The organism is Mesorhizobium sp. M0854, assembly GCF_040319815.1.
Taxonomy (GTDB): domain Bacteria; phylum Pseudomonadota; class Alphaproteobacteria; order Rhizobiales; family Rhizobiaceae; genus Mesorhizobium.
In genome coordinates this window covers 162514-185444 of sequence record NZ_JAMYOL010000005.1, presented here as the reverse complement: position 1 = coordinate 185444, position 22931 = coordinate 162514, and the positions used below count along the sequence as shown (strand labels likewise).

At 62.6% G+C, this 22931-nt stretch carries 23 protein-coding genes; 4 read left to right on the top strand and 19 right to left on the bottom strand.

The features are described from left to right. Positions 1–96: 96 nt before the first annotated feature. Genes NKH99_RS11500 through NKH99_RS11485 form a run of 4 tightly spaced genes read right to left on the bottom strand, consistent with a single transcriptional unit; the run spans position 97 to position 2719 of the window. Complete coding sequence (locus tag NKH99_RS11500) at positions 97–651, bottom strand: DUF2076 domain-containing protein (protein ID WP_353014086.1); 555 nt, start codon at positions 649–651, stop codon at positions 97–99. Between the two features lie 32 nt (positions 652–683). After that, positions 684–1391 carry a Bax inhibitor-1/YccA family protein gene (locus NKH99_RS11495; RefSeq protein ID WP_353014084.1) on the bottom strand — a complete coding sequence of 236 codons (708 nt, stop codon included), beginning with the start codon at positions 1389–1391 and terminating at the stop codon, positions 684–686. A 24-nt stretch (positions 1392–1415) separates the two neighbouring features. Beyond that, a complete protein-coding gene (locus NKH99_RS11490) occupies positions 1416–2189 on the bottom strand; it encodes an anti-sigma factor family protein (protein WP_353014082.1) in 774 nt (257 codons plus the stop codon). Beyond that, positions 2186–2719, bottom strand: coding sequence for a sigma-70 family RNA polymerase sigma factor (locus NKH99_RS11485; RefSeq protein ID WP_502896504.1), 534 nt, complete (start codon positions 2717–2719; stop codon positions 2186–2188). Before NKH99_RS11485 ends, NKH99_RS11490 begins: the two co-directional genes overlap by 4 nt. A gap of 218 nt (positions 2720–2937) precedes the next feature. On the opposite strand from NKH99_RS11485, the gene NKH99_RS11480 reads away from it, so the two are divergent. After that, positions 2938–4122 (top strand): amino acid aminotransferase, encoded by a 1185-nt coding sequence (locus tag NKH99_RS11480; protein ID WP_352928686.1) that lies wholly within the window; start codon positions 2938–2940, stop codon positions 4120–4122. A 136-nt stretch (positions 4123–4258) separates the two neighbouring features. After that, on the top strand, positions 4259–5083 hold the full coding sequence (mazG, locus tag NKH99_RS11475; protein ID WP_352471848.1) for a nucleoside triphosphate pyrophosphohydrolase: 825 nt from the start codon (positions 4259–4261) through the stop codon (positions 5081–5083). 6 nt (positions 5084–5089) lie between these two features. Here mazG and hflX read toward each other — a convergent pair whose 3' ends face one another. From hflX to dusB, 8 genes are all read right to left on the bottom strand, one after another. After that, entirely contained in the window at positions 5090–6481 is a 1392-nt protein-coding gene (gene hflX / locus NKH99_RS11470) for a GTPase HflX (RefSeq protein ID WP_353014079.1), read from the bottom strand. After that, entirely contained in the window at positions 6482–6727 is a 246-nt protein-coding gene (gene hfq / locus NKH99_RS11465) for an RNA chaperone Hfq (RefSeq protein WP_006202172.1), read from the bottom strand. A gap of 145 nt (positions 6728–6872) precedes the next feature. Next, on the bottom strand, positions 6873–7736 hold the full coding sequence (locus NKH99_RS11460) for a D-amino-acid transaminase (protein ID WP_352502926.1): 864 nt from the start codon (positions 7734–7736) through the stop codon (positions 6873–6875). 88 nt (positions 7737–7824) lie between these two features. Next, positions 7825–9186, bottom strand: coding sequence for a nitrogen assimilation response regulator NtrX (gene ntrX, locus NKH99_RS11455; protein ID WP_352471845.1), 1362 nt, complete (start codon positions 9184–9186; stop codon positions 7825–7827). Continuing rightward, positions 9176–11461, bottom strand: a complete 2286-nt coding sequence (locus NKH99_RS11450) for a sensor histidine kinase NtrY-like (RefSeq protein WP_352502927.1) — start codon at positions 11459–11461, stop codon at positions 9176–9178. Before NKH99_RS11450 ends, ntrX begins: the two co-directional genes overlap by 11 nt. 128 nt (positions 11462–11589) lie before the next feature. Next, the gene (ntrC, locus tag NKH99_RS11445) at positions 11590–13050 is read right to left on the bottom strand and encodes a nitrogen regulation protein NR(I) (RefSeq protein WP_254817199.1); all 1461 of its coding nucleotides are present in this window, start codon (positions 13048–13050) and stop codon (positions 11590–11592) included. Then, positions 13047–14189 carry a two-component system sensor histidine kinase NtrB gene (locus NKH99_RS11440; protein WP_023675075.1) on the bottom strand — a complete coding sequence of 381 codons (1143 nt, stop codon included), beginning with the start codon at positions 14187–14189 and terminating at the stop codon, positions 13047–13049. Before NKH99_RS11440 ends, ntrC begins: the two co-directional genes overlap by 4 nt. Next, positions 14186–15211, bottom strand: coding sequence for a tRNA dihydrouridine synthase DusB (gene dusB / locus NKH99_RS11435; protein WP_353014076.1), 1026 nt, complete (start codon positions 15209–15211; stop codon positions 14186–14188). The genes NKH99_RS11440 and dusB overlap by 4 nt, the downstream gene beginning before the upstream one ends. Positions 15212–15392: 181 nt before the next feature. Here dusB and NKH99_RS11430 point away from each other — a divergent pair, with 181 nt between their 5' ends. Continuing rightward, complete coding sequence (locus tag NKH99_RS11430) at positions 15393–16613, top strand: bifunctional 2-C-methyl-D-erythritol 4-phosphate cytidylyltransferase/2-C-methyl-D-erythritol 2,4-cyclodiphosphate synthase (protein ID WP_352502929.1); 1221 nt, start codon at positions 15393–15395, stop codon at positions 16611–16613. Further along, positions 16610–17119: a CinA family protein gene (locus tag NKH99_RS11425; RefSeq protein ID WP_352833569.1), complete on the top strand. Its 510-nt coding sequence runs from the start codon at positions 16610–16612 to the stop codon at positions 17117–17119. Before NKH99_RS11430 ends, NKH99_RS11425 begins: the two co-directional genes overlap by 4 nt. On the opposite strand, the gene NKH99_RS11420 is transcribed toward NKH99_RS11425, so the two are convergent. From NKH99_RS11420 to NKH99_RS11390, 7 genes are all read right to left on the bottom strand, one after another. Then, complete coding sequence (locus NKH99_RS11420; protein ID WP_352471840.1) at positions 17095–17556, bottom strand: type II toxin-antitoxin system RatA family toxin; 462 nt, start codon at positions 17554–17556, stop codon at positions 17095–17097. The genes NKH99_RS11425 and NKH99_RS11420 overlap by 25 nt on opposite strands. A 10-nt stretch (positions 17557–17566) precedes the next feature. Beyond that, positions 17567–18532, bottom strand: coding sequence for a lipoyl synthase (lipA, locus tag NKH99_RS11415; protein WP_352448938.1), 966 nt, complete (start codon positions 18530–18532; stop codon positions 17567–17569). A 137-nt stretch (positions 18533–18669) separates the two neighbouring features. Then, positions 18670–18927: a GlsB/YeaQ/YmgE family stress response membrane protein gene (locus tag NKH99_RS11410; RefSeq protein ID WP_023675081.1), complete on the bottom strand. Its 258-nt coding sequence runs from the start codon at positions 18925–18927 to the stop codon at positions 18670–18672. A 98-nt stretch (positions 18928–19025) separates the two neighbouring features. Next, the gene (gene lpdA / locus NKH99_RS11405) at positions 19026–20471 is read right to left on the bottom strand and encodes a dihydrolipoyl dehydrogenase (RefSeq protein WP_352471838.1); all 1446 of its coding nucleotides are present in this window, start codon (positions 20469–20471) and stop codon (positions 19026–19028) included. 11 nt (positions 20472–20482) lie between these two features. Next, positions 20483–21121, bottom strand: a complete 639-nt coding sequence (locus NKH99_RS11400) for an SGNH/GDSL hydrolase family protein (protein WP_023675083.1) — start codon at positions 21119–21121, stop codon at positions 20483–20485. Continuing rightward, positions 21118–21537, bottom strand: a complete 420-nt coding sequence (locus NKH99_RS11395; RefSeq protein ID WP_352705511.1) for a hypothetical protein — start codon at positions 21535–21537, stop codon at positions 21118–21120. The genes NKH99_RS11400 and NKH99_RS11395 overlap by 4 nt, the downstream gene beginning before the upstream one ends. A 17-nt stretch (positions 21538–21554) precedes the next feature. Then, positions 21555–22931 (bottom strand): pyruvate dehydrogenase complex dihydrolipoamide acetyltransferase, encoded by a 1377-nt coding sequence (locus tag NKH99_RS11390; protein WP_353014073.1) that lies wholly within the window; start codon positions 22929–22931, stop codon positions 21555–21557.

Sequence of the window (22931 nt, the reverse complement as noted above, 5' to 3'; positions counted from 1 at the left end):
CGGCGAGGGCTCGCTTCCCGGATGTTGCCCTCGCCACCTCGCCTATGCTGACCCGCAATCGTCACCAGCGCCAGCACAGGCAGACTGGGTCGCTCGTCAGAACTCCATATCACCGAAGTCACCGCCATTATCGGAGCTGGAATCGCCTGCCTGATCGGCTTCGTCCGGCTGCGGCGACGGCTGTTCAGCTGCCTTCGCTTCGCTGCCGCCAAACACGCCGGCGATCGCGTTGCCGAGCAGCACGCCGCCCGCCACGCCCATCGCGGTCTGCGCGGCGCCGGCAAGAAAACCGCCGCCTGCCCGCTGTGGCCTGTCCTGCGGCGCTTCAGTTGCAACGGAGGCGGTGCGCCCTACCCGCGGAACCGAGCCTAAGCGCCTGCCGTCGCTGCGGCCGAAGAAGCCGCTGAGCGGTCCACCGCCGGCCGGCTGCCGCGCCTGCTCCTCCAGTTCTTCTATGCGCGCCTGAGCTGCGTTCAGGGCCTGCTCCTGCACCACGATCGTCTGGGCCATGTAATATGGCGCCCCAGGCTGCTGGGTGATCTGGTCCTGGATGAAGCGCTCTGCTTCGGCATCGCGCGGCGGCGCCTGGCGCTCGGCGCTTGCCAACTTCTCGAAGAGCTGTCCGATCGCTTGCTGATCATTTCTGTCCATGATGTCCAACTCCGGTCTTGGTTCAACGCCGGCTATTCGCGCTCGCCGGTGAAGTTCAACAGCAGTTGGAAGATGTTGATGAAGTTCAGATAGAGCGAGAATGCACCGAAGACAGCGAGTTTCTGCTGTGATTCCGCGCCGAAGTTTTCCGCGTACTGCTCCTTGATCGTCTGGGTATCCCAGGCGGTGAGGCCGATGAAGACGGCGATGCCGATCACAGAGATCGCGAATTGGAGCGCGGTCGAGCCCAGGAAGATATTGACGATGCTGGCGATCACCACGCCTATCAGGCCCATGATCAGGAACGACGAAAACTGCGTCAGGTCGCGTTTGGTCGTGTACCCGTAAAGGCTGGTCGCGCCGAACATGGTGGCGGCGATGAAGAAGGTGCGTGCGATGCTGGTGCCGGTAAAGACCAGGAACACGGAAGCCAGCGACAGGCCCATGACCGCGCAGAATGCCCAGAACATCGCCTGGGCGCCGGCTGCCGACATCCCCTGCATCCGAAACGAGAACAAGAGCACAAAGGCCAGCGGGGCTAGCATCACCACCCATTTCAGCGGTGTGGAGAAGATCGGCACGTAAAGGGCGGGCGTGGAAGCCACCACGAACGCGATCACGCCCGTAACGACGAGGCCAAGGCCCATATAGTTATAGACGCGCAGCATGTGCCGGCGCAGGCCTTCATCGTAGACGGCCCCGGCTCGGGCTCCGGCCCCGATATATCCGAGATTGTTCATGTGGTTCTCCTTCTTGCAGGTCGATCAGTAAAGCGTTTTGGCGAGCGCTTCGGCCGTGCGATCGAGACCGCCGACATCGCTGCGTCCGACGACCGCGTAGGCGACCTCGCCGATCTGGAAATAAGCCGAGGAAACTTCGCCCGAGGGAACGACGGTCGGCTTGACGACGTCGAATGTTCCGGGCCTGATCGCGAACAACGAGACCAGCCCCATCTCTTTCGTCTCGACAGCCATCTCGATGCTCGGTCCGAATTGCGATGGATAGATCTGCACGTCACGGACCGTCCAGTCCGCTGGCAGCGATGGCATCACGATCGCCGTCGCGGCGCGGATTTCGTCGGCATTGTAGCCGGGTGCTTCGGGTTGCGACGACATCGCCTCACGCACGAGCGTCGTGCGGTGCGCCCGGACCGCGTCCTCCACATAGGCCGGCGGATGGGTCGAAGCGACGACTTCCGTCACCGATATCGGTCCGATGAGCCCGTTCGCAAGCCAGCCGGCAGCGACGAAGACAGCGACTGCCGCAGCTCGCTGCAAAGCACCAAGGACGCGGCCGCGCGCCAATCCCCGCTCCAGCCGCCGTGCAGCATCGGCCGTCGCGGGCCGCGCCATGCCTTTCGATCCGGCAAGCGCCACGCGCAATTCGTCACGCATCCGTAAGTCGGACATCACCCGCGCGGCCGCGTCCGGGCGGGCCGAAAGGAACGCCTCGACCTCGATGCGACGAGCCACGTCCAGCTGATCGTCGACATAGGCGTCGAGATCAGTGTCGGTGACGGGATCGCGCAGTTGGTTCATGATCCACCTCCGACGATCTTCAGATGGCCTTTCGCGCGTGCCGGCACCGCGTCCTCCATCTCGCGCAGGGCCGCACGCGCCCTGCCGATGCGCGACATCAGCGTGCCAAGCGGCACGCCACTCACCTCAGCGGCCTGGCTGTAGCTAAGCCCCTCGATGGCGACGAGATGCAACGCCGAACGCTGCTCCTCCGGCAATTCGAAAAACGCTTCGCGCACCTGCGCCAGACGGACCGAATGTTCCTGCGGCGCCGGGACATTCGCCTCGGCGAGATAGCCGGCCTGTTCGATGCGCATTGCTTCGGATTTGCGGGACCGCAGACCGTCGATGAATGCATTATGGACGATCGACAGCAGCCATACGCGAAGATTTCCGCCGGAGCGGAAGCTGCCGCGTCGCTCATAGGCACGCACCAGCGCATCATGCACCAGATCCTCTGCATCGGCGCTGTCGCGCGTCAGCGAGCGTGCATAGCGGCGCAGCGAACCGAGCTGTCCCAGAATATCGAAGCGTGGCATCGGCCGTTTCATGTCCTGTTTACGGAGCAGGTCGGGATGTTAATCCCGCTCTCCCCGAAATTTTCTTACGGCTCGCCGCGTTCTCGTCCTGGGAGATATCGGGCCCGCTGTCGCCCGCCAGATAGTATCGGCCGCCTTCGAGGCAAACCGGCGCCGAGTTGGCGCATATGAAACTGCTGGCAAAGCACGGCCGGTTTGCGTATCACTCCGCCGCCAACGGAACCTTATCGATGTTCGAAAATCTCCAGCCCGCGCCTGCCGACAAGATCCTGGCCTTGATCGGCCTCTATCGCGCCGACCCGCGTCCCGACAAGGTCGATCTTGGGGTCGGCGTCTATAAGGATCGCGACGGCAAGACGCCGGTGATGCGCGCGGTGCGCGAAGCCGAAAAGCGGCTGCTGCAGGGCCAGGATACCAAGACCTATCTCGGCCTTGCCGGCGATACCGCCTTCAACGCGGCGATGGCCAGGTTGGTGTTCGGCCCAGCCGCCGACATGACGCGCATTCGTGCGGCGCAGGCGCCAGGCGGCTCCGGCGCGCTGCGGCTGGTAGCAGAGCTGCTGAAAAGGACCCGCACCGACGCGATGGTCTGGCTGTCGGATCCGACCTGGCCGAACCACATGCCGGTGATGCGCGCCGCTGGCCTGCAGACACGCGAATATCCCTATTTCGACGCTGCTTCTGGTGCGGTTCGCTTCGACGACATGCTGAATGCATTGAGAACCGCGAATCCTGGCGACGTCGTATTGTTGCATGGCTGCTGCCATAACCCGACAGGCGCCAATCTAGACATCTCGCAATGGGCTGCCATTGCCGATCTTGTCGTTGAGCGCGGCCTGCTGCCCTTTGTCGACATCGCCTATCAGGGCTTTGGCGAGGGACTTGATGCGGATGCCGCCGGCTTGCGTCTTCTGGCGGCAAAAGTTCCGGAAATGGTCGTTGCCTCCAGCTGCTCGAAGAACTTTGCCGTCTATCGCGACCGAGTCGGTGCAGCGCTGATCATGGCGAAAGGTGGCGCGCAGGCGGATTTGGCGATGGGCCAGATGCTGTCGGCGGCGCGCGCCATGTATTCGATGCCGCCGGACCACGGCGCGGCGGCGGTGCGGATCGTGCTTGAAGACCCCGCATTGCGTTCCGACTGGGAGGCAGAGCTTGAAGAGATGCGGCTGCGCATGCTGCGGCTGCGCGTCCAGTTCGCCGAGGCGCTGCGGCGGCAGTCCAACTCCGACCGTTTCGATTTCGTCGCCAGCCATCGCGGCATGTTTTCCCGGCTTGGCCTGTCGGAAGCGCAAGTCGAGCGGCTGCGCGCCGAGCATGCCATCTATATGGTCGGCGACAGCCGCATCAACGTTGCCGGCCTGCCCGAGGACGGCATGGATGCGCTCGCCAAGGCGATAGTCTCCGTGCTCGACTGATGCTTTTGCTAACTAGGATCTTCCGGAAACCGGCTTCCACTTTCGTATCATGGTCTGGCGGCCCGTCTGTGGACAAGGCGCCCTCACCGGCTGAAGCCGTTGGCCGCACAGCCGTGTACAGGATAGCGTTTCCCAGATGAAACCCTCGAAAGACATTTCCCGACTGATCGAGATCATGGCAGCGCTGCGGGCGCCGGAAACCGGCTGCCCGTGGGATATCGAGCAGGACTTTTCGACAATCGCGCCGTACACGATCGAGGAAGCCTACGAAGTGGCGGACGCCATTGCGCGTGGCGATCTGGACGATCTGCGGGATGAACTCGGCGATCTCCTGCTGCAAGTGGTCTACCACGCGCAAATGGCCGAGGAGGCCGGCGAATTTTCATTCGGCGATGTGGTCCTGGCCATCACCACAAAAATGATCCGCCGCCACCCCCATGTCTTCGGCGACGACAAGGCGCGCAGCGCCGGCATGGCCAAGGGCATGTGGGAAAAGATCAAGGCAGAGGAAAAGGCGGAGAAGCGCAGTGCGCGCCTCGCCCGTGGGCTCGACCCGGAAGACCATGGCAAGGGCTTTCTCGACAGCGTGCCGGTCGCCCTGCCCGCGCTGACCCGGGCGCTCAAGCTGCAGGAAAAGGCCGCCCGCGTCGGCTTCGACTGGAGCGAGGCGGCGCCGATCCTCGACAAGATCGAGGAGGAGATCGGCGAACTACGCGAGGCGCTGGCCAAAGGCGACACTGCGCCGATCAAGGACGAGTTCGGCGACATGCTGTTTGCGGTCGTCAATCTCGGCCGGCACCTCAAAATTGATTCCGAAGCGGCACTCAGCGGCACCAACGAAAAATTCCGGTCGCGCTTCCACTATGTCGAGCGGACGCTGCAAGCGTCGGGAAACAGCCTGGAAGAGGCGACACTGGACGAGATGGAAGCGCTCTGGCAGCAGGCAAAAAGCGCGAAGTAACCGCCTCTACCCGTTGTTTTGACGGCGCAATCGGCTTTCGATCTCCTGCCGAGCGCTGTGTGTAGCTTTAAGCGCGACGGTTACGCTGCCATCCTCATTGTCGTCGCGCGAGATGATGTCGCCGTTGCGGTAAAGCCAGTCGACGACGCCGAGTTGGTCGGCCTTGAGTGTGACGGTGAAGGTCTCCAGTTCGCCCGACATCATCGTCTCGATGATCGCCTTCAGCGCATCGATGCCCTCGCTGGTTACCGCCGATATGGCGATCGGCGGTGCCTTCTTGCCGTCAGCACCATCGGCAAGCAGCCGCGCCCGGTTGCCCTCGTCGAGCCGGTCGATCTTGTTCCATACTTCGATGACGCGCTTGCTATCGCGGGCATCGACGCCGAGATCGGCAAGGATGCGCTCGACATCTTCGGCCTGCGCGACCGTATCGGGATCGGAGATGTCGCGCAGATGAATGACGAGGTCTGCCTCGACCACTTCCTCCAGCGTCGCCCTGAAGGCCGCGACCAGATGCGTTGGCAGGTCGGAAATGAAGCCGACCGTATCGGAAAGGATGATCGGCGTGCCGTGCGGCAGACGCACGCGGCGCAGCGTCGGGTCGAGCGTGGCAAACAGCATGTCTTCGGCCAGCACCCCTGCTCCGGTCAGCCGGTTGAACAGAGTCGACTTGCCGGCATTGGTGTAGCCGACGATTGCCACTACCGGAAATGGCACCTTCTTGCGCTTGGCGCGGTGCAGGTCGCGGGTGCGGCGCACAGTTTCGAGCTCGTGCTTCAGCTTGGTGATCTTGTCCTGCAGCACACGCCGATCCGACTCGATCTGGGTCTCGCCAGGGCCGCCGAGAAAGCCGGCGCCGCCACGCTGGCGCTCGAGGTGGGTCCAGCTCCGCACAAGGCGGCCTTTCTGGTAGTTGAGATGGGCAAGATCGACCTGCAGCGTGCCTTCCTTGGTGCGGGCGCGCTCGCCGAAAATCTCCAGGATCAGCCCGGTGCGGTCGAGCACCTTGGCGTTCAACTCTTTTTCGAGGTTGCGCTGCTGTACCGGGGTCAGCGGATGATCGACAATGACCACTTCCGCGTGGCCCTCTTTGACGATCTCAGCGAACTCCGCCACCTTGCCGCTGCCGAGCAAGGTCGCCGGGCGTGGATCGTTGACGGTCACCACCGCCGTGTGGACCAGGTCGAGGTCGATGGCGCTGGCGAGGCCGACGGCCTCGTCGCGACGAGCCTCGGCGGAACGGGTCAGGCGGGGGCGGTTGGTGTCGTCGTCGCCACGCGGCTGCCGGGTAAGCACCGGCACGATTACCACCGCCCGGGTCGGGCCGTTGGCCTCTGTCCCGGTCTGATGTGCTGGTTTTCCGCGAACGCGGCGGTCCGCGTCTTTCTCACGTGCCAATCAGGCGCCCTGGCTTTCCTCACCATCGAACATCTGAACCGGCTGGCTCGGCATGATCGTGGAAATAGCGTGCTTGTAGACAAGCTGGGAATGGCCGTCGCGACGCAGCAGAACGCAGAAATTGTCGAACGAAGTGACCACGCCGGTCAGCTTCACGCCGTTGATGAGAAAGATGGTGAGTGGATTTTTGCTCTTGCGAACTGAATTCAGGAACAGGTCCTGAAGATTTTGCGATCGTTCCGCCATTGTTCTTGTCTTTCGCCGATCCCCTTCGGTTTGCAGGCCAATGCGCCAAATTAGCCGGCACATGTCAAGCACGCAAACACCATCTTGCCGTCAGTAACGACAAGCAGAACGAGATATATTGATGTTCATTCCATCTGTGCGGTTATCAGGCTGGACTTTTTTCCGCAACGTCAAAAAAGGCCTGCCGTAATGAAACTGTTATCGAGCCCGGGTGGCCGTTGGCGACGGGAGCGCCATCGATCGCCACCACCGGCATGGCAATCGTGGTCGCGGAGCTGATGAAAACCTCGCGCGCGGCCTTGGCTTCGGCCACCGAAAAACCGCGCTCCTCGATCTTCAGGCCGAGCTTGGCGGCCACGTCGAACAGCGTCGTACGGGTGATGCCGCGCAGGATGCCGTGCTCGGCCGGCCGCGTCACCAGCACGCCGTCCCCGGTGATGATCCAGGCGTTCGACGATCCACCTTCCTTGACGGTGCCGTCGACATCGACGAACCAGGCCTCCTGAGCGCCGGCTTCCTTGGCTTTCTGCTTGGCCAGCACGTTCGGCAACAGGCCGACCGACTTGATATCGACCCGATCCCACCGGTTCTCCGGCACCGTGATGATCCGGATCCCGCTCTCGGCCCGCTTCGCGGCAGCTGCAGGATCGGCTTTTCTGGCGGTCACCACCAGCGACGGCTTCGTGCCCGCCGGCGGGAAGAAAAACTCGCGGCTGGCGACACCGCGTGTCACCTGGACATAGACCAGGCCGTCGACGACACGGTTGCGGCGCACCACCTCGCGCATGACGAGCGGCAGCACGCTGCGCGTGACCGGCCAATCGATCGAGAGTTCGGTGAGCGAGCGGTTCAATCGGGCGAGATGGCGCGGCATGTCGACGATGAAGCCTCGTGCCACCTCGCAGACCTCGTAGACGCCGTCGGCGAATTGATAGCCACGGTCCTCGATATGCACGGAAGCTTCGGCGTGAGCGACGTAGCGCCCGTTCACATACGCAATGCGCGGCATGGCTAATCCCTGAGAGAAGTCCAGCTTTCTTATGCGATTCCAACATCGCCGTAACCGATAATTGCGTGGGCCACGACTGGTTTGGCTGTCAGACGCCCAGCGACTTCAGCTTGCGGTGCAATGCAGAGCGTTCCATGCCGATAAACTCTGCCGTCTTCGAGATATTGCCGCCAAAACGGTTGATCTGGGCGATCAGATAGTCCTTCTCGAATTGTTCGCGCGCTTCCCGCAGCGGCAGCGCCATTATGTGCTGATCGGATTTGTTTGGAGTGCGCGGCATGACGTCGCCGATCTCGGCAGGCAGGAGATCGGCGGTGATCGGCGCATCGACATCGTCGCCGCGCGCCAGGATCATCAGCCGCTCGACATTGTTGCGCAACTGGCGAACGTTGCCCGGCCAGTTATGCGCCTGCAGCACCGCCAGCGCGTCGTCGCCGATGCGGCGCGGCTTGATGCCGGCCTGGCGAGCGATCTGCTTCATGAAATTGTCGACCAGATAAGGAATGTCCTCGCGACGCTCGGCCAGTCCCGGCACCATGACCGGAACCACGGCCAGGCGATGATAAAGGTCCTCACGGAAACGGCCGTCGGCGATCATGGCTTCCAGGTTCTGCGAGGTCGACGAGACGATGCGCACGTCGACCTTGACCCGCTTGGTGCCCCCTACCCGCTCGAACTGCTGTTCGACCAGCACGCGCAGGATCTTGTTTTGCGTCTCGCGCGGCATGTCGGCCACTTCATCGATGTAGAGAATGCCGCGATGGGCTTCCTCCAGCGCGCCGACCTTGCGTTCGACGCCGTTCGATTCGGTGCCGAACAACTCGATCTCCATACGCTCAGGCGTGATGTTGGCGGCGCTCAGCGTCACAAACGGTGCACTCTTGCGCGCCGACAGTGCGTGGATGGCGCGCGCGGCCAGTTCCTTGCCCGAGCCGGAGGGGCCGATAATCATGACGCGGCTGTTGGTCGGCGCGACGCGCTCGATGGTCTGGCGCAATTGGCTCATTGCCGACGACATGCCGATGAGGTCGAAAGTCTCGCCGCTGCGCAGCTTGAGATCCGAAACCTCGCGTCTCAATTTGGAGGTTTCGAGCGCCCGTTCGGCAATGAGGATCAGCCTGTCGGCCTTGAATGGCTTTTCGATGAAATCATAGGCGCCGCGGCGGATGGCCGAGACTGCCGTTTCGATGTTGCCGTGGCCCGAGATCATCACCACCGGCAGGTTCGGGTGCATCGTCTTGATCTCGTCCAGCAAGGCGAGGCCATCGAGCCGCGAGCCCTGCAGCCAGATGTCGAGGAAGATCAGCCTGGGTGCCCGGTCGGCGACCGCCGCCAGCGCGCTGTCGGCATCAAACGCCGTGCGTGTTTCGTGACCTTCGTCGCTCAGGATACCGGCGACGAGTTCGCGGATGTCTTCCTCGTCATCGACGATGAGAATATCAGACGCCATTACCGACCTTTTCAGTTTCTTTTTCGTGTTCCGTCTTGCCCTCGCCGCGTACCGGAACGGTGGCGGCAACCGGCAGGATGATGCTGATCATTGCACCCCGCCCATCGTGGAAGTCCGCTGGTGCATCGTGCAATTCGAGTCGCCCGCCATGGTCCTCCACGATCTTCTTGACGATAGCGAGGCCAAGCCCGGTGCCTTTCTCGCGTGTCGTCATGTAAGGCTCGAGCAAGCGCTGCCGGTTCTCGCGCGGCAAGCCCCTGCCGTTGTCGATGACGTCGATTCGAATCGCGCCATTCTGACGCCCGGCTTGAATCCGGATTATGCCGTGCGGACGATCCTCTGCATCAAGTCCGTCGATGGCTTCGGCAGCATTCTTGATGACGTTGCCGAAAGCCTGCGCCATCAGCCGGCTGTCGAACGTGCCTTTGAGCGGCTCATTGCCGAAGACGCGCTCGAAGGTGATGTCGGCCCGGCTCACTTCGACCAGGAACGAGGCTTCGCGCAACGAATCGCGCAGATCGATGGCCTTCATTTCCGGTTTCGGCATGCGGGCGAACGCCGAGAACTCGTCGACCATGCGGCCGATGTCCTCCACTTGCCGGATGATGGTGTCGGTGCATTGATCGAAAACCTCACGGTCCTCGGTGATGACCTTGCCGTAACGGCGCTTGATGCGCTCGGCCGAAAGCTGGATCGGCGTCAGCGGGTTCTTGATCTCGTGGGCTATGCGCCGCGCCACGTCGGCCCATGCAGAGGAACGCTGTGCCTGGACCAAATCGGTAATGTCGTCGACTGTCACGACGTAGGATTTATCCTCCGAACCGTCGTCGCCGGCTTCAATCGTGATCTGCACGTTGAAGGTCCGTTCGGTGCCGGCACGATAGAAGGTGACCTGTTCGCGATAGACCGGCTTGCCCGATTTGCGGCCGATCTCGAAGACGCGGCCGACATGCGGCAGCACGGCGGAAAGGTTCTGCCCTAGCGCTGCCGTGGCGGATATGGCCAGCATCGTTTCGGCCGAACGGTTGACGATGGTGACGATGCCATATGGATCGACGCCGATGACCCCGGCGGTGACGCCGGCAAGCACCGCCTCCGAAAAGCGCCGCCGCTCGTCGATCAAATCCTTGGCCGACAGGATCTCGTTGCGCTGCGATTTCAGCTCCATCAGCATCTTGTTGAAGGTGTCGCCGAGCGAGGCGACGTCACCGTCGGAGGGGCGGACAGGCACGGCTACGTCGAGATTGCCGGTGGCGACCTCATCGGCCGCGCCGATGAGCTGACGAATCGGCCGCACCAGGCGGTCGGCCACCGCAATGCCGGTCCAGATGGCAGACAGGATGATGATCAGCGTCAGCGACAGATAGGGAAGCGCGAAAGCCACTTGCGAGGTGCGGCGATTGTCTTCGAGACCGCGATATTCGGCGGTGTTGGATTTGACGATCTGCCGTGCCTTGATCACCTCGGGATCGACGAGGCGGATGGTGTAGAGATAGAGCCCGTCGATCTCACGCAGCTTGACGATCGCACCCATGATGTTGCGGGTGCGCGGCTCTATCAGCACCGGCTTGCCGTCGGCAGCGCTTGCCACGGCGCCCTCAGGCGGCTCCGGCATGGCAAAGTCCGCGTCGGTCTTGGCGCTCATAACGAAGGAACCATCGGGCTTGATGAGTGCTGCGTGCGCCAGCGAGCGTCCCACCGCCTCCTTGTTCATGAGATCGAGGAACCCGGTGCGATCGAGACCGTAGAGCGTGCGCGAAGCGTCGAGGTCGTAAGCCATCGACAACGTCGTGCCCTGAAGATTTCGCGCGTTTTCCTGCACATAGGCGTCGGCGATCGACAACGACGAATTGACGATCGTCTTGGTGCGGATCTCGAACCAGCGGTCGAGGCCGATGTCGAGCGTGATCGACGCGATGATCGCCACCATGATCGCGGGGATGGCGGCGACCAGCGCAAACATCGCCACAATGCGCACATGCAGGCGCGACGCAGCCTTGCCGTGCCGGCGTGCCATCAGGATGCGATGCACCTCGCGGCCGACCAGCAAGATCAGAAACAGGACGAACGCCGCATTAAGCGCAATCAGCGCCAGCGTCGTCCTCGCGTCGGGCGTGATCGGCGTCGCGCCGACCAGAATGGCGAAGGAGATCGCCGCCGTCACCAGCGCACCGGCAACGGCGATCACGCCCGGCAGCGCAAGCAGCCGGCGACCGTCTCGCGCGCCGGTATTGCTGAAAAGCGATTTGCTCAGTGTCGGTGCGTGCAGGGCCATGTCGCCGTCTAGAGCCAGTGATTGCGTCGGATGTATGCAACGCATTGTGGCGATTATGCAACAAGTGTGGCCGAGACGGAAATCTTTCGGCAATCGATCCCCTGGAAAGCGCTCTTAAAGGGATTCGTCTAGACCTGCCTGGACGACTTGTAGACGTTGACGCCGAGTTCGCGAATCTTCTTGCGCAGCGTGTTGCGGTTGAGCCCCAGCAATTCCGCAGCCTTGATCTGGTTACCGCGCGTTGCGGTCATCGAGGCGAGGACCAGCGGATATTCGACCTCGGAGAGGATTCGCTGATAGAGCCCGGCCGGGGGCAAGTCGCCGGCAAACGAGGCAAAATAGCGTTGCAGGAAATGCTCCACCGCCTGGCCGATGGAAAGGTCGTCGGGAATGAGGTTGCCGCCACCTGGAACGACAGGCCTTTCGCCGGTCTTCAACTCCGCCTCGATGATCTCCGCGGAGATCTCGTCCTGCGAATACAGTGCGGCCAGCCTGCGGATGAGATTTTCGAGTTCGCGCACATTACCGGGCCATGGGTAGCGCTTCATCAGCTCGATGCCGCCGGTGGAAATGCGCTTGGTCTGCAAGCCTTCACTGACGCCGAGCTTGAAGAAGTGGCGGACGAGGTCCGGAATGTCCTCCGAGCGCTCGCGCAGCGCCGGCAGCCTGAGCGGCACAACGTTCAAGCGGTAGAACAGGTCCTCGCGGAAAAGCCCCTGATTGATCAGCGTGCGCAGGTCCTTGTTGGTGGCAGCCACGATGCGCACGTCGGTCTTGATCGGCGTGCGGCCGCCGACCGTGGTGTATTCGCCCTGCTGCAGCACACGCAGCAGCCGCGTCTGCGCTTCCATCGGCATGTCGCCGATCTCGTCGAGGAAGAGCGTGCCGCCTTCGGCCTGCTCGAAACGGCCAGTGGAGCGGTTCTGTGCGCCAGTAAAGGCGCCCTTCTCGTGCCCGAATAGTTCCGATTCGATCAGGTCGCGTGGGATCGCCGCCATGTTGATGGCGACGAAGGGGCCACCACGACGACGGCCATATTCATGCAGCGCGCGCGCCACCAGTTCCTTGCCGGTACCCGATTCGCCCGAGATCATCACCGTCAGGTCGGTCTGCATCATGCGCGCCAGCATGCGGTAGATGTCCTGCATGGCCGCCGAGCGGCCGACCAGCGGCATCGTTTCAGGCGGCTCGTCGGCCCGCGTATCGATCTTCGGCCGCCGCGGCTCGGAAAGAGCGCGGTTGACGATGTTGAGCAACTCGGTCAGGTCGAACGGTTTCGGCAGATACTCGTAGGCCCCGGTTTCGGAGGCACGAATTGCTGTCATGAACGTGTTCTGCGCACTCATGACGATGACCGGCAGTTCCGGTCGCGCCTTCTTGATGCGCGGCAGCATGTCGAAGGCGTTCTCGTCAGGCATGACAACGTCGGTGATGACCAGATCGCCCTCGCCCGCCGCCACCCAGCGCCACAGCGTCGAGGCATTGGAGGTGACGCGCACGTCGTGGCCGACGCGCGAAAGCGCCTGGTTGAGGACCGTGCGGATGGCCGCATCGTCGTCAGCGACGAGAATATTGCCGCGAACGGTCATTTGCGGTCTCCTTCACCGTCGTCGTCGGTGCCAAACTGGGTTTCTTTCCACGCCGGCATCAGGATGCGGAAGGTGGTCCCGCGCGGCGTCGATTCGCATTCAATGATGCCGCCATGCTCGCCGACGATCTTTGCGACCAGCGCCAGACCGAGACCGGAGCCGTTCGGCTTGGTGGTGATGAAGGGATCGAACAGGATCGGCAGGATATCCTCGGAAACACCCGAACCGTTGTCGCGCACGCAGAATTCCAACGGCAGCGATACGCGGTCCTGAGTCCCGGGTACGGAAACACGGATGCCCGGACGGAAGGCGGTCGACAGCATGATCTCGCCCTGCGGATCGCTGCCGATCGCCTCGGCGGCATTTTTTACCAGATTGAGAAACACCTGGATGAGCTGGTCGCGATTGGCAAAGACCGGAGGCAATGATGGATCATAATCCTCTAATATCTTGATCCTCTTGGCAAAACCGTTCTTGGCGATTGCCTTGACATGGTCGAGCACGACATGGATGTTGACAGGGTAGCGGTCGATCGGCCGCTCGTCCGAAAACACCTCCATGCGGTCGACCAGCGAGACAATGCGGTCGGTCTCGTCGGTGATCAGCCTGGTCAGTGCGCGATCCTCGTCGGACGCCGACAGTTCAAGCAGCTGCGCGGCACCACGAATGCCGGATAGCGGGTTCTTGATCTCATGGGCAAGCATCGCGGCAAGGCCGGTGACCGAGCGCGCCGCACCGCGATGCGTCATCTGCCGGTCGATCTTGTCGGCCATTGAGCGTTCCTGGAACATTACCACGACGGAGCCTGGAAATTCCGTCACAGGCGCGACGTAGAGATCGACCACCTTCTCGATGCCGAGCCGCGGCGACGACACGTCCACCCGGTATTCGTTGACTGGCGCCCGGCGCTCGCGCACCTGGTCGACAAGCGTCAACAGCGGACTGCCGAAAGGAATGAGCTTGTGCAACGTGTTGCGTGCGAGCATCGTGGCGCTCGAACGGAAAAAATCCTCGGCATCGGCATTGGCGAAGGTGATGAAGCCTTGCGGATCGACCATGATCACCGGCCGACGAATGGTGTTGAGCACAATATGCGCGGCGTCCGCCATATCCGTGCTCTGTGTGACGGTGGCGTTCATGCCGCACTCCGCAGGTTCGCTGCTTCGGGAGCGCTTGAAAATACGTCGCGCAGCAAGGAAATGACGCGCCCAGGCTCGAAAGACGTGAGTATGGCCTTGCGCCGGTCGTCGCTTGTGGCGGCGTGGCGGTCGAGATACCAGCCGAGATGCTTGCGCGCCTGGCGCAATCCGCTTTCCACGCCATAGAGCGTCAGCATGTCTTCGTAATGGGCAATGACGTAATCGGTCAGCGCTTGCGGGCTTTCCGGCATGCCGGATACTGGCTCGGCCAGCGCGGCCGCTACAATGCTGCCGGCGGTCCACGGCGCGCCATAGTGCGCACGGCCGATCATCACCGCGTCGGCGCCGGATTGGTCAAGGATCGACGCAGCCTCTGCCGGCGAGCCGACATCGCCATTGGCAACCACAGGGATCGAGACGGCCTGCTTGACGCGTGCGATGGCACGCCAGTCGGCCGTGCCCTGATAGAACTGGCAACGTGTGCGGCCATGCACCGTCACCATCATCACCCCGGCCTGCTCGGCGCGTCGCGCCAGCATCGGCGCGTTGAGCGCGCCTTCGTCCCAGCCGAGCCGCGTTTTGACCGTGACCGGCACGTCGACCGCGCCGACTACCGCTTCGATCAGCGACAGCGCGTGGTCGAGATCTCGCATCAGTGCCGAACCGGCATAGCCGCCCGTCACCTTTTTGGCCGGACAGCCCATGTTGATGTCGACGATGTCGGCGCCTTCGCCGGCTGCGATTCGCGCGCCCTCGGCCATGTGCGCCGCCTCACGGCCGGCAAGCTGGACCATGTGGACAGGCAGCCCGGAATGACGGATGCGCAGGCCGGAACCAGCCCTGCCCTTTGCAAGCTCGCCGCTCGCCACCATTTCCGATACGACCAGCCCGGCGCCATGCGCATGGGCGCGTTGCCGGAACGGTTCGTCGGTGATGCCCGACATGGGCGCGAGAAATACGCGATTGCGGATTCTCACGCCACCCACATCCAGCGGCGAAGCCAATTTGGTCACATCAGGCATGCACAAAAACCAAGCACCTTCGGTTGCTGCACATTCTCTAGCCAGAACGGCGGCAATGTGCAACGCGCAATGTCGTGACATTAAGGCGCATTTGGGAAAAATAGGGATCGCCGCACCGCATCAATCCTGGGTCTTCCAAAAGCGATACCACTTTTCGGGATCATGCGTTAAGCGTCTCGGCATGAGAGATGCGAGCGAAAAGCAAGCTGCGGACGACAAGGTCGCCGTGGTCATCGTTGCTGCCGGCCGCGGCGCGCGCGCCGGACAGGCCAAGGGGCCGAAGCAGTACCAGCAAATCGGCGGCGGCGCCGTTATCGCACGCACGCTCGGCGCCTTTCTGACGCATCCGAAGATTGGACCTGTCGTCGTTGCTATCCATGCCGACGACGGCGCGCTTTTCCGCCGTGCGGCCGGTGCGAACGCCGACCGTGTCGTCGCGGTGACCGGCGGTACGTCACGGCAGGAGTCCGTCCGCCTTGGACTGCTGGCGTTGAGAAGCAATGCGCCGGGCCGGGTCTTGATCCATGATGCGGCCCGGCCGTTTGTCGATGCGGAACTGATAGACCGCACGATCGCCGCCATTGGCGAGCGCCAGGGGGCACTGCCTGCCTTGCCGGTTGCCGATACGCTCAAGCGCGAAACGGCCGAAGGCATGATCGGCGAAACCGTGTCCAGGGCCGGGCTTCATGCCGCACAGACACCGCAAGGCTTTCCGTTCTGGCCGATCCTGGCTGCGCACGAAAAGGCTCATCATCTGGGCAAAGCGGATTTCACCGACGATGCGGCAATCGCCGAATGGGCGCATATTCCGGTGAAGATCGTTCCCGGCTCGCCGGACAACGTCAAACTGACCTGGGCACGGGATATTGCAATGGCGGATCAGCGGCTTTCCAGCGCCCCGCGTTTTCCCGACATCCGAACCGGCAATGGCTATGACGTCCATGCGTTCGTGCCCGGCGACCATGTCACCCTGTGCGGCGTCGCCATTCCACACGATAGGAAGTTGTCCGGCCATTCGGATGCCGATGTCGGTCTCCACGCCTTGACCGACGCCCTGCTCGCCACCTGCGGCGCCGGTGACATCGGCACGCATTTCCCGCCCTCCGACCCGCAGTGGAAAGGGGCCGCTTCACGCATCTTCGTCGAACACGCGGTGAAGCTGGTGCGCGCGCGCGGCGGACGCATCGCCAACGCCGATATCACCCTGATCTGCGAGGCGCCGCGCGTCGGCCCGCATCGCGAGGCCATGACCGAAGCGCTTTCGGCAATGCTGCGAATTTCGCGCGATCGCATCTCGATCAAGGCGACAACCAATGAGAAGCTCGGCTTCGTCGGCCGTGAGGAAGGCATAGCGGCCATCGCGACTGCCAGCGTTGTGTTTCCAGGGGATGTCCCTGAATGAGCAATAGCGGTCTCGCAGATGCCCTGCTTAAGGCCTGCCAGCAGCGCGGCATGATGCTGGCGACGGCGGAGAGCTGCACCGGCGGCATGATCATCGCCGCGCTGACCGACATCGCCGGCTCTTCCGCGGTGGTCGATCGCGGCTTCATCACCTATTCCAACCAGGCCAAGACCGAGATGCTCGGCGTCTCGGCCGCTACGCTCGAGGCGCACGGCGCGGTCTCGCGCGAGACTGCGGTGGAGATGGCGGCCGGAGCCTTGGCGCATTCGCCGGCCGGGCTCGCCCTGGCGGTGACCGGCATCGCCGGTCCGGACGGCGGCTCGGCGGAAAAACCTGTCGGCCTGGTCTGGTTCGGCGTTGCCGTGGCTGGCCGGCCGGTAGTCAGCGAATGCCAGCTGTTCGCCGACAAGGGCCGCGATTACATCCGCAGGGAGACGGTCCGTCATGCGCTTGAACTGGGTCTGCGCGCGCTCGCTGCGGATCAGGCCGTCGATGGCGCGCCGTAGATGATTTCGGCCCGTTTCTCGAACGCCTCGGAGAACATGCGGAAGGCGCGGTCGAACATGGTTCCCATCAACGCACCCAAAATGCGGCTCTTGAACTCGTAGTCGATAAAGAAGCAGACGTTGCAACCAGCGCCGTCCGCCGGGTCGAAGCGCCAGACATTGCTCAGATATTTGAAAGGGCCGTCGATGTATTTGACATCTATGGCGTTCTCGTCCGGCTTCAGCAGCACCTGCGTGGTAAAGGTCTCGCGGATCGCCTTGTAGCCGATGCTCATGTCGGCGATGAGCAAGGTGCGCCCGTCGCGTTCCTTGCGTGAGCGAACCGTCAGTGCCTCGCAAAGCGGCAGGAATTGCGGATAGGATTCGACATCGGCGACCAGAGCGAACATCTGCTCCGGCGTATGCGCAACGCGGCGATGGGCTTCGAATTGTGGCATAAAACCAGTGTTAGGCGGACTTTTTGAGAAACGCTTCGCGCGCCGCGCGCAACCTGGCAAAGTCGTCCCCGGCATGGTGCGACGAGCGCGTCAGCGGGCTCGACGCTACCAGCAGGAAGCCCTTGGTTCTGCCGATCGTCTCAAAGGACTTGAATTCCTCCGGCGTGACGAAGCGGATCACCGGATGGTGCTTCTTCGACGGCTGCAGATATTGGCCGATGGTCATGAAGTCGACATTGGCCGAACGCAAATCGTCCATCAGCTGCAGGATTTCGTTCCGCTCCTCGCCAAGGCCGACCATGATGCCGGACTTGGTGAAGATCGAGGGGTCGAGTTCTTTGACCCGCTGCAAGAGCCTGATCGAGTGGAAATAGCGCGCACCCGGCCGAACAGTCAGATAGTTCGACGGAACGGTCTCGAGATTATGGTTGAAAACGTCCGGCTTGGCCGCCACGACGATCTCCAGCGCACCGTCCTTGCGCAGGAAGTCGGGCGTCAGGATTTCGATCGTAGTCGATGGGGTCGCTGCCCTGATCGCGCGGATGACATCGGCAAAATGCTGGGCCCCGCCGTCGGCGAGATCGTCGCGATCGACGGAAGTGATGACGACATGGCTCAAGCCCATCTGCTTGACCGCATGCGCGACACGCGCCGGCTCGTCGGGATCGAGTGCGGTCGGGATGCCGGTGGCGACATTGCAAAAGGCGCAGGCCCGCGTGCAGATCTCGCCCATGATCATGAAGGTGGCGTGCTTCTTCTCCCAGCACTCGCCGATATTGGGGCAGCCCGCCTCTTCGCAAACCGTCACCAGTTTGTGAGACTTCACGATTTCGCGCGTCTCGGCATAGCCTTTCGACATCGGCGCCTTGACGCGGATCCAGTCAGGCTTGCGCAGTACGTCCTGGTCCGGCTTGTGCGCCTTTTCGGGATGCCGCAGGCGCGGCGCATTGGCAATCGTGTCGAGGACGGTGACCATGTGAAACCCGGCTCATTGGCAAGCGCTTGTCCAGCGCTCGCTCTACCCACGTCATCTAGGACTTTTCGGAGAAAAGAAAAAGGCCGCGATCACGCATGCCGCGGTGGCCTTTTTCGCATAGCAAGTGCCGACAGAGGTTAGCGGCGCACCAGTCGTCCGACCGCAATCAGAATGCAGGCACCGATGAAGCCGGTGATCAGATAGGCTATCCAGCCGACGCCGAAGATGCCGATGTTCAGGGCCTGCAAGATGGCATTCAACACTATTGCGCCGACAATGCCGAGAACGATGTTCATGAGGATGCCGGTATTGCTCTTCATGACCATCTCGGCGAGCCATCCCGCCAGGCCGCCGATGATGATGGCTGCAACCCAGCCCACGCCGTTCATTTCCATATGCCCTCTCCTTGTATGATGGATGATGCCTGCGAAACGAATTGCTCTGCCGTCGAGTTCCTCTGTGTCTTCCGTGTGAGACTCGCCCAACTAATTTATCATGCATTCAGTGCGCGGCCATAGGCGTCGAGTACACTCTCCTTCATCATCTCCGACAGCGTCGGGTGCGGGAAGATCGTGTGCATCAGCTCTTCCTCGGTGGTCTCCAGATTCATCGCCACGACGAAGCCCTGGATCAGTTCGGTTACTTCTGCGCCGACCATGTGGGCACCCAGCAACTGGCCGGTCTTCTTGTCGAAAATGGTCTTGACGAAGCCTTGGTCTTCGCCCAGCGCAATCGCCTTGCCGTTTGCGGCGAACTGGAAGCGGCCGACGCGGATGTCCTTGCCATCGGCTTTCGCTTTGGCTTCCGTCAGTCCGACCGAGGCGACTTGCGGATTGCAATAGGTGCAGCCCGGGATCTTCAGCTTGTCGATGGCATGCACGCCGGGGAAATTGGCGATCTTTTCCACACAGACCACGCCCTCATGCTCGGCCTTGTGGGCGAGCATCGGCGGTCCGGCAACGTCGCCGATGGCGTAGACGCCCGGCACATTTGTCTTGCCGTAGCCGTCGACGACGACGCAACCGCGGTCCGTCTTCACGCCGAGCGTCTCGAGGCCGAGGTTTTCGATGTTACCCTGTACGCCGACGGCCGAGATCATACGATCGGCGGTGATCTTCTCGACCTTGCCGTCCTTCATCTCGACATGCGCCGTGACCGAGTTAGTGCCCTGCTCGACCTTGGTCACCTTGGCTTCTAGAATGATCTTCATGCCCTGCTTCTCGAACTGCTTCTGCGCGAATTTCGAGACCTCGGCGTCCTCGACCGGCATCACAGCCGGCAGCAGTTCGACCACCGTCACCTCGGCGCCCATGGTGCGGTAGAACGAGGCGAACTCGATGCCGATGGCGCCCGAGCCCATCACCAGCAGCGATTTCGGCATCTCTTTCGGCACCATGGCCTCGAAATAGGTCCAGATCAACTTGCCGTCCGGCTCGATGCCGGGCAATGCGCGCGGCCTCGCTCCGGTCGCCAGAATGATGTGCTTGGCGCTGTAGGTGCCCTCGCCCTTGACGCCCTTGGGCGCCGGCGGCTGCGGCTCCATCGGCTTCTTCGACGATTTCGACACGACGATCTCGCCAGGTTTGGTCAGCTTGGCTTCGCCCCAGATGACGTCAACCTTGTTCTTTTTCATCAGGAAGCCGACGCCGCCGTTGAGCCGCAGCGAGACCTTTCGCGAGCGATCGACGACGGCGGCTGTGTCGACGCTGACCTTGCCATCGATCTTCAGGCCGTAGTCCTTCAGATGATCCGAATAGTGCATGATCTCGGCGGAGCGCAGAAGCGCTTTGGTCGGAATGCAGCCCCAGTTGAGGCAGATGCCGCCCAAGTGCTCGCGCTCGACGATCGCCGTCTTGAAGCCAAGCTGGGCCGAACGCACTGCAGTGACATAGCCGCCGGGGCCGGAGCCGATGATGATGACGTCGTAGTTCTCAGCCACGGCTTTCTCCTTCACAATTCCAACATGAGGCGCACGAGCGGCGCCAGCGCTTGCCCGACGTTCCGCGTGTTTTCTGCGTCCAGGTGGACGCCGTCGAGCGGCGTGGTTTTGGCTACCGTGCCGGCATCGAAGAAGCCGCAGCCGGCCTCGTCGGCAAGGGCGGAATATTGCGGCGCCAGCCGCTTTGACGCGTCATCGCCGCCGGCGAACATTTCCTTGAACTCGGCGTTTTCCGTGCGGCTGACTACGGGCGGCGCGACGATCAGGATCTGCGGCGCCGGCCAATCGAACGGGTAATCGTGACCGCGCACGATATCGATCAGGCGTTGCATGCCTTGCTTGGCCGCGACCGGATTACCATGAATCCACGGCTTCATATCGTTGGCGCCGAGCATGATGACGATCAAGTCGATCGGTGCGTGCGTCGTCAGGATGGTTGGCAACAGCCTTGCGCCATTGCGGTCCGCTCCGGCCAAGTGATCGTCAAAGGCGGTGGTTCGGCCATTCAGGCCTTCGGCGATGACCTCGACGCCGCTGCCCAATGCCGCCTGCAGCACGCTCGGCCAGCGATCTTCCAGCGGATGCCGGCCGAGGTTTGCCGCGTCATAGCCCCAGGTAAGCGAATCGCCGTAGCAGAGGACCGTCTTCATGTGCCTGCCCCGCCGAAACCCGGTTGCGAGCGCGCCAATCGCCAGCGCACGAAAAGCCACTGGACCAGCACCGTAGCGATGCCTGGCAGGACGAGACCTGCGACTACGGGAAGATCGCCCGACCACTGGCTCTTGCCTGGGGGCTGGGAGAAAGTCCAGCCGATCAGGGCAACTCCAACGAGCACAAAAAACGCTACCCCTATGGTCGCCGTCAGCTTTGTTGCCCGTCGTGGGTCCGACATGAATTGTGCGATGAAGAACGCGACCGTCACGAGGACGGTGACGAGAGCCGAGATCATGAATACAAGGATGTACTCTACGTCGGCATTGGTGGCGACGGCGAGCCACTGCGCCACCAATCCGCCCGCCAAACCGGAAAGAAAGAAGGCAAAAAGGCTGGTGAAGAATTTCCGCACCGCCCTGTTCCCCTCTCTTAAACCAGCATGCCCATCGGGTTTTCGACCATGCGTTTGAAGGCGACGAGCAGCTCGGCGCCGAGCGCACCGTCGACGGCGCGGTGATCGGTCGACAACGTCACCGACATGATCGTGGCGATCTTGATCTCGCCGTTCTTGACCACCGCGCGTTGCTCGCCGGCGCCGACCGCCAGGATCGTCGCATGCGGCGGGTTGATGACGGCAGAAAAATCCTTGATGCCGAACATGCCGAGATTGGACACCGCCGTGGTGCCGCCCTGATATTCTTCCGGCTTCAGCTTGCGGCTGCGGGCGCGGCCGGCAAGATCCTTCATCTCGTTGGAGATGACGGACAGCGTCTTTTCATCGGCACGCCGGATGATGGGCGTGATCAGGCCGCCGGGGATCGACACGGCAACGCCGACATCGGCATGCTTGTGCTTGACCATCGCGTTTTCTGTCCACGACGCATTGGCATCCGGCACCGCCATCAGCGCCATGGCCAGAGCCTTGATGACCATGTCGTTGACGGAAAGCTTGTAGGCCGGCGTTTCGCCCTTCTCGGTCTTCTTCACCGGGGCGGCCGCATTGATCTGCGTGCGCAGGGCCAGAAGTGCGTCGAGCTCGCAGTCGAGCGTCAGATAGAAATGCGGGATGGTGGTCTTGGCCTCGACCAGCCGCCGCGCAATGGTCTTGCGCATATTGTCGTGGGGGACCAGCTCGTAGGAGCCTTCGGCAAACAGTTTGAGCACCTGCTCGTCCGACATCGCCTTGGGTGCTGCGGCCGCAGGTGCCGGAGCGCCGGCGGGCGCCGCTTTTGCTGCTGGTGCCGCCTTGGCGCCGCCACTGGAAATTGCGGCATCGACATCGGCCTTTACTACGCGGCCGCGGGGGCCGGAGCCTGTCAGCGCCGCGACATCGACGCCGGCTTCCCTGGCAATGCGCCGGGCCAGCGGCGAGGCGAAAATGCGCTCACCGCTTGCGTGGCCGTTGGCGACCGGCACCGCTTCCGCCTTAGGTGCAGGTGCGGCAGGCTCCTGCTTCGGCACTTCGGGCTTTGGTGTTTCCGCTTTGGCGGCGTCGGCTTTCGGAGCCTCAGCCTTTGCCGGCGCAGCGCCGTCACCGCTTTTCGCGGCGGCCGCCGCATCCTCCCCCTCAGCCGCCAATACCGCGATCAGCGCATTGACCTTGACGCCTTCAGTGCCGGCCGGAACCACCAGCTTGGCAACCGTGCCTTCGTCGACGGCTTCGACTTCCATCGTTGCCTTGTCCGTCTCGATCTCGGCAATCACGTCGCCCGGCGAGACCTTGTCGCCTTCCTTGACCAGCCACTTGGAAAGGTTGCCCTCTTCCATTGTGGGCGACAGCGCCGGCATGGTGATGTTGATCGGCAT

What these genes read in the sequence shown, in the direction of transcription:
- NKH99_RS11500 (WP_353014086.1), bottom strand. Translation starts at nt 651, where the DNA reads ATGGACAGAAATGATCAGCAAGCGATCGGACAGCTCTTCGAGAAGTTG.
- NKH99_RS11495 (WP_353014084.1), bottom strand. Translation starts at nt 1,391, where the DNA reads ATGAACAATCTCGGATATATCGGGGCCGGAGCCCGAGCCGGGGCCGTC.
- NKH99_RS11490 (WP_353014082.1), bottom strand. Translation starts at nt 2,189, where the DNA reads ATGAACCAACTGCGCGATCCCGTCACCGACACTGATCTCGACGCCTAT.
- NKH99_RS11485 (WP_502896504.1), bottom strand. Translation starts at nt 2,719, where the DNA reads ATGAAACGGCCGATGCCACGCTTCGATATTCTGGGACAGCTCGGTTCG.
- NKH99_RS11480 (WP_352928686.1), top strand. Translation starts at nt 2,938, where the DNA reads ATGTTCGAAAATCTCCAGCCCGCGCCTGCCGACAAGATCCTGGCCTTG.
- mazG (WP_352471848.1), top strand. Translation starts at nt 4,259, where the DNA reads ATGAAACCCTCGAAAGACATTTCCCGACTGATCGAGATCATGGCAGCG.
- hfq (WP_006202172.1), bottom strand. Translation starts at nt 6,727, where the DNA reads ATGGCGGAACGATCGCAAAATCTTCAGGACCTGTTCCTGAATTCAGTT.
- NKH99_RS11460 (WP_352502926.1), bottom strand. Translation starts at nt 7,736, where the DNA reads ATGCCGCGCATTGCGTATGTGAACGGGCGCTACGTCGCTCACGCCGAA.
- ntrX (WP_352471845.1), bottom strand. Translation starts at nt 9,186, where the DNA reads ATGGCGTCTGATATTCTCATCGTCGATGACGAGGAAGACATCCGCGAA.
- NKH99_RS11450 (WP_352502927.1), bottom strand. Translation starts at nt 11,461, where the DNA reads ATGGCCCTGCACGCACCGACACTGAGCAAATCGCTTTTCAGCAATACC.
- ntrC (WP_254817199.1), bottom strand. Translation starts at nt 13,050, where the DNA reads ATGACCGTTCGCGGCAATATTCTCGTCGCTGACGACGATGCGGCCATC.
- NKH99_RS11440 (WP_023675075.1), bottom strand. Translation starts at nt 14,189, where the DNA reads ATGAACGCCACCGTCACACAGAGCACGGATATGGCGGACGCCGCGCAT.
- dusB (WP_353014076.1), bottom strand. Translation starts at nt 15,211, where the DNA reads ATGCCTGATGTGACCAAATTGGCTTCGCCGCTGGATGTGGGTGGCGTG.
- NKH99_RS11430 (WP_352502929.1), top strand. Translation starts at nt 15,393, where the DNA reads ATGAGAGATGCGAGCGAAAAGCAAGCTGCGGACGACAAGGTCGCCGTG.
- NKH99_RS11425 (WP_352833569.1), top strand. Translation starts at nt 16,610, where the DNA reads ATGAGCAATAGCGGTCTCGCAGATGCCCTGCTTAAGGCCTGCCAGCAG.
- NKH99_RS11420 (WP_352471840.1), bottom strand. Translation starts at nt 17,556, where the DNA reads ATGCCACAATTCGAAGCCCATCGCCGCGTTGCGCATACGCCGGAGCAG.
- lipA (WP_352448938.1), bottom strand. Translation starts at nt 18,532, where the DNA reads ATGGTCACCGTCCTCGACACGATTGCCAATGCGCCGCGCCTGCGGCAT.
- NKH99_RS11410 (WP_023675081.1), bottom strand. Translation starts at nt 18,927, where the DNA reads ATGGAAATGAACGGCGTGGGCTGGGTTGCAGCCATCATCATCGGCGGC.
- NKH99_RS11400 (WP_023675083.1), bottom strand. Translation starts at nt 21,121, where the DNA reads ATGAAGACGGTCCTCTGCTACGGCGATTCGCTTACCTGGGGCTATGAC.
- NKH99_RS11390 (WP_353014073.1), bottom strand. Translation starts at nt 22,931, where the DNA reads ATGCCGATCAACATCACCATGCCGGCGCTGTCGCCCACAATGGAAGAG.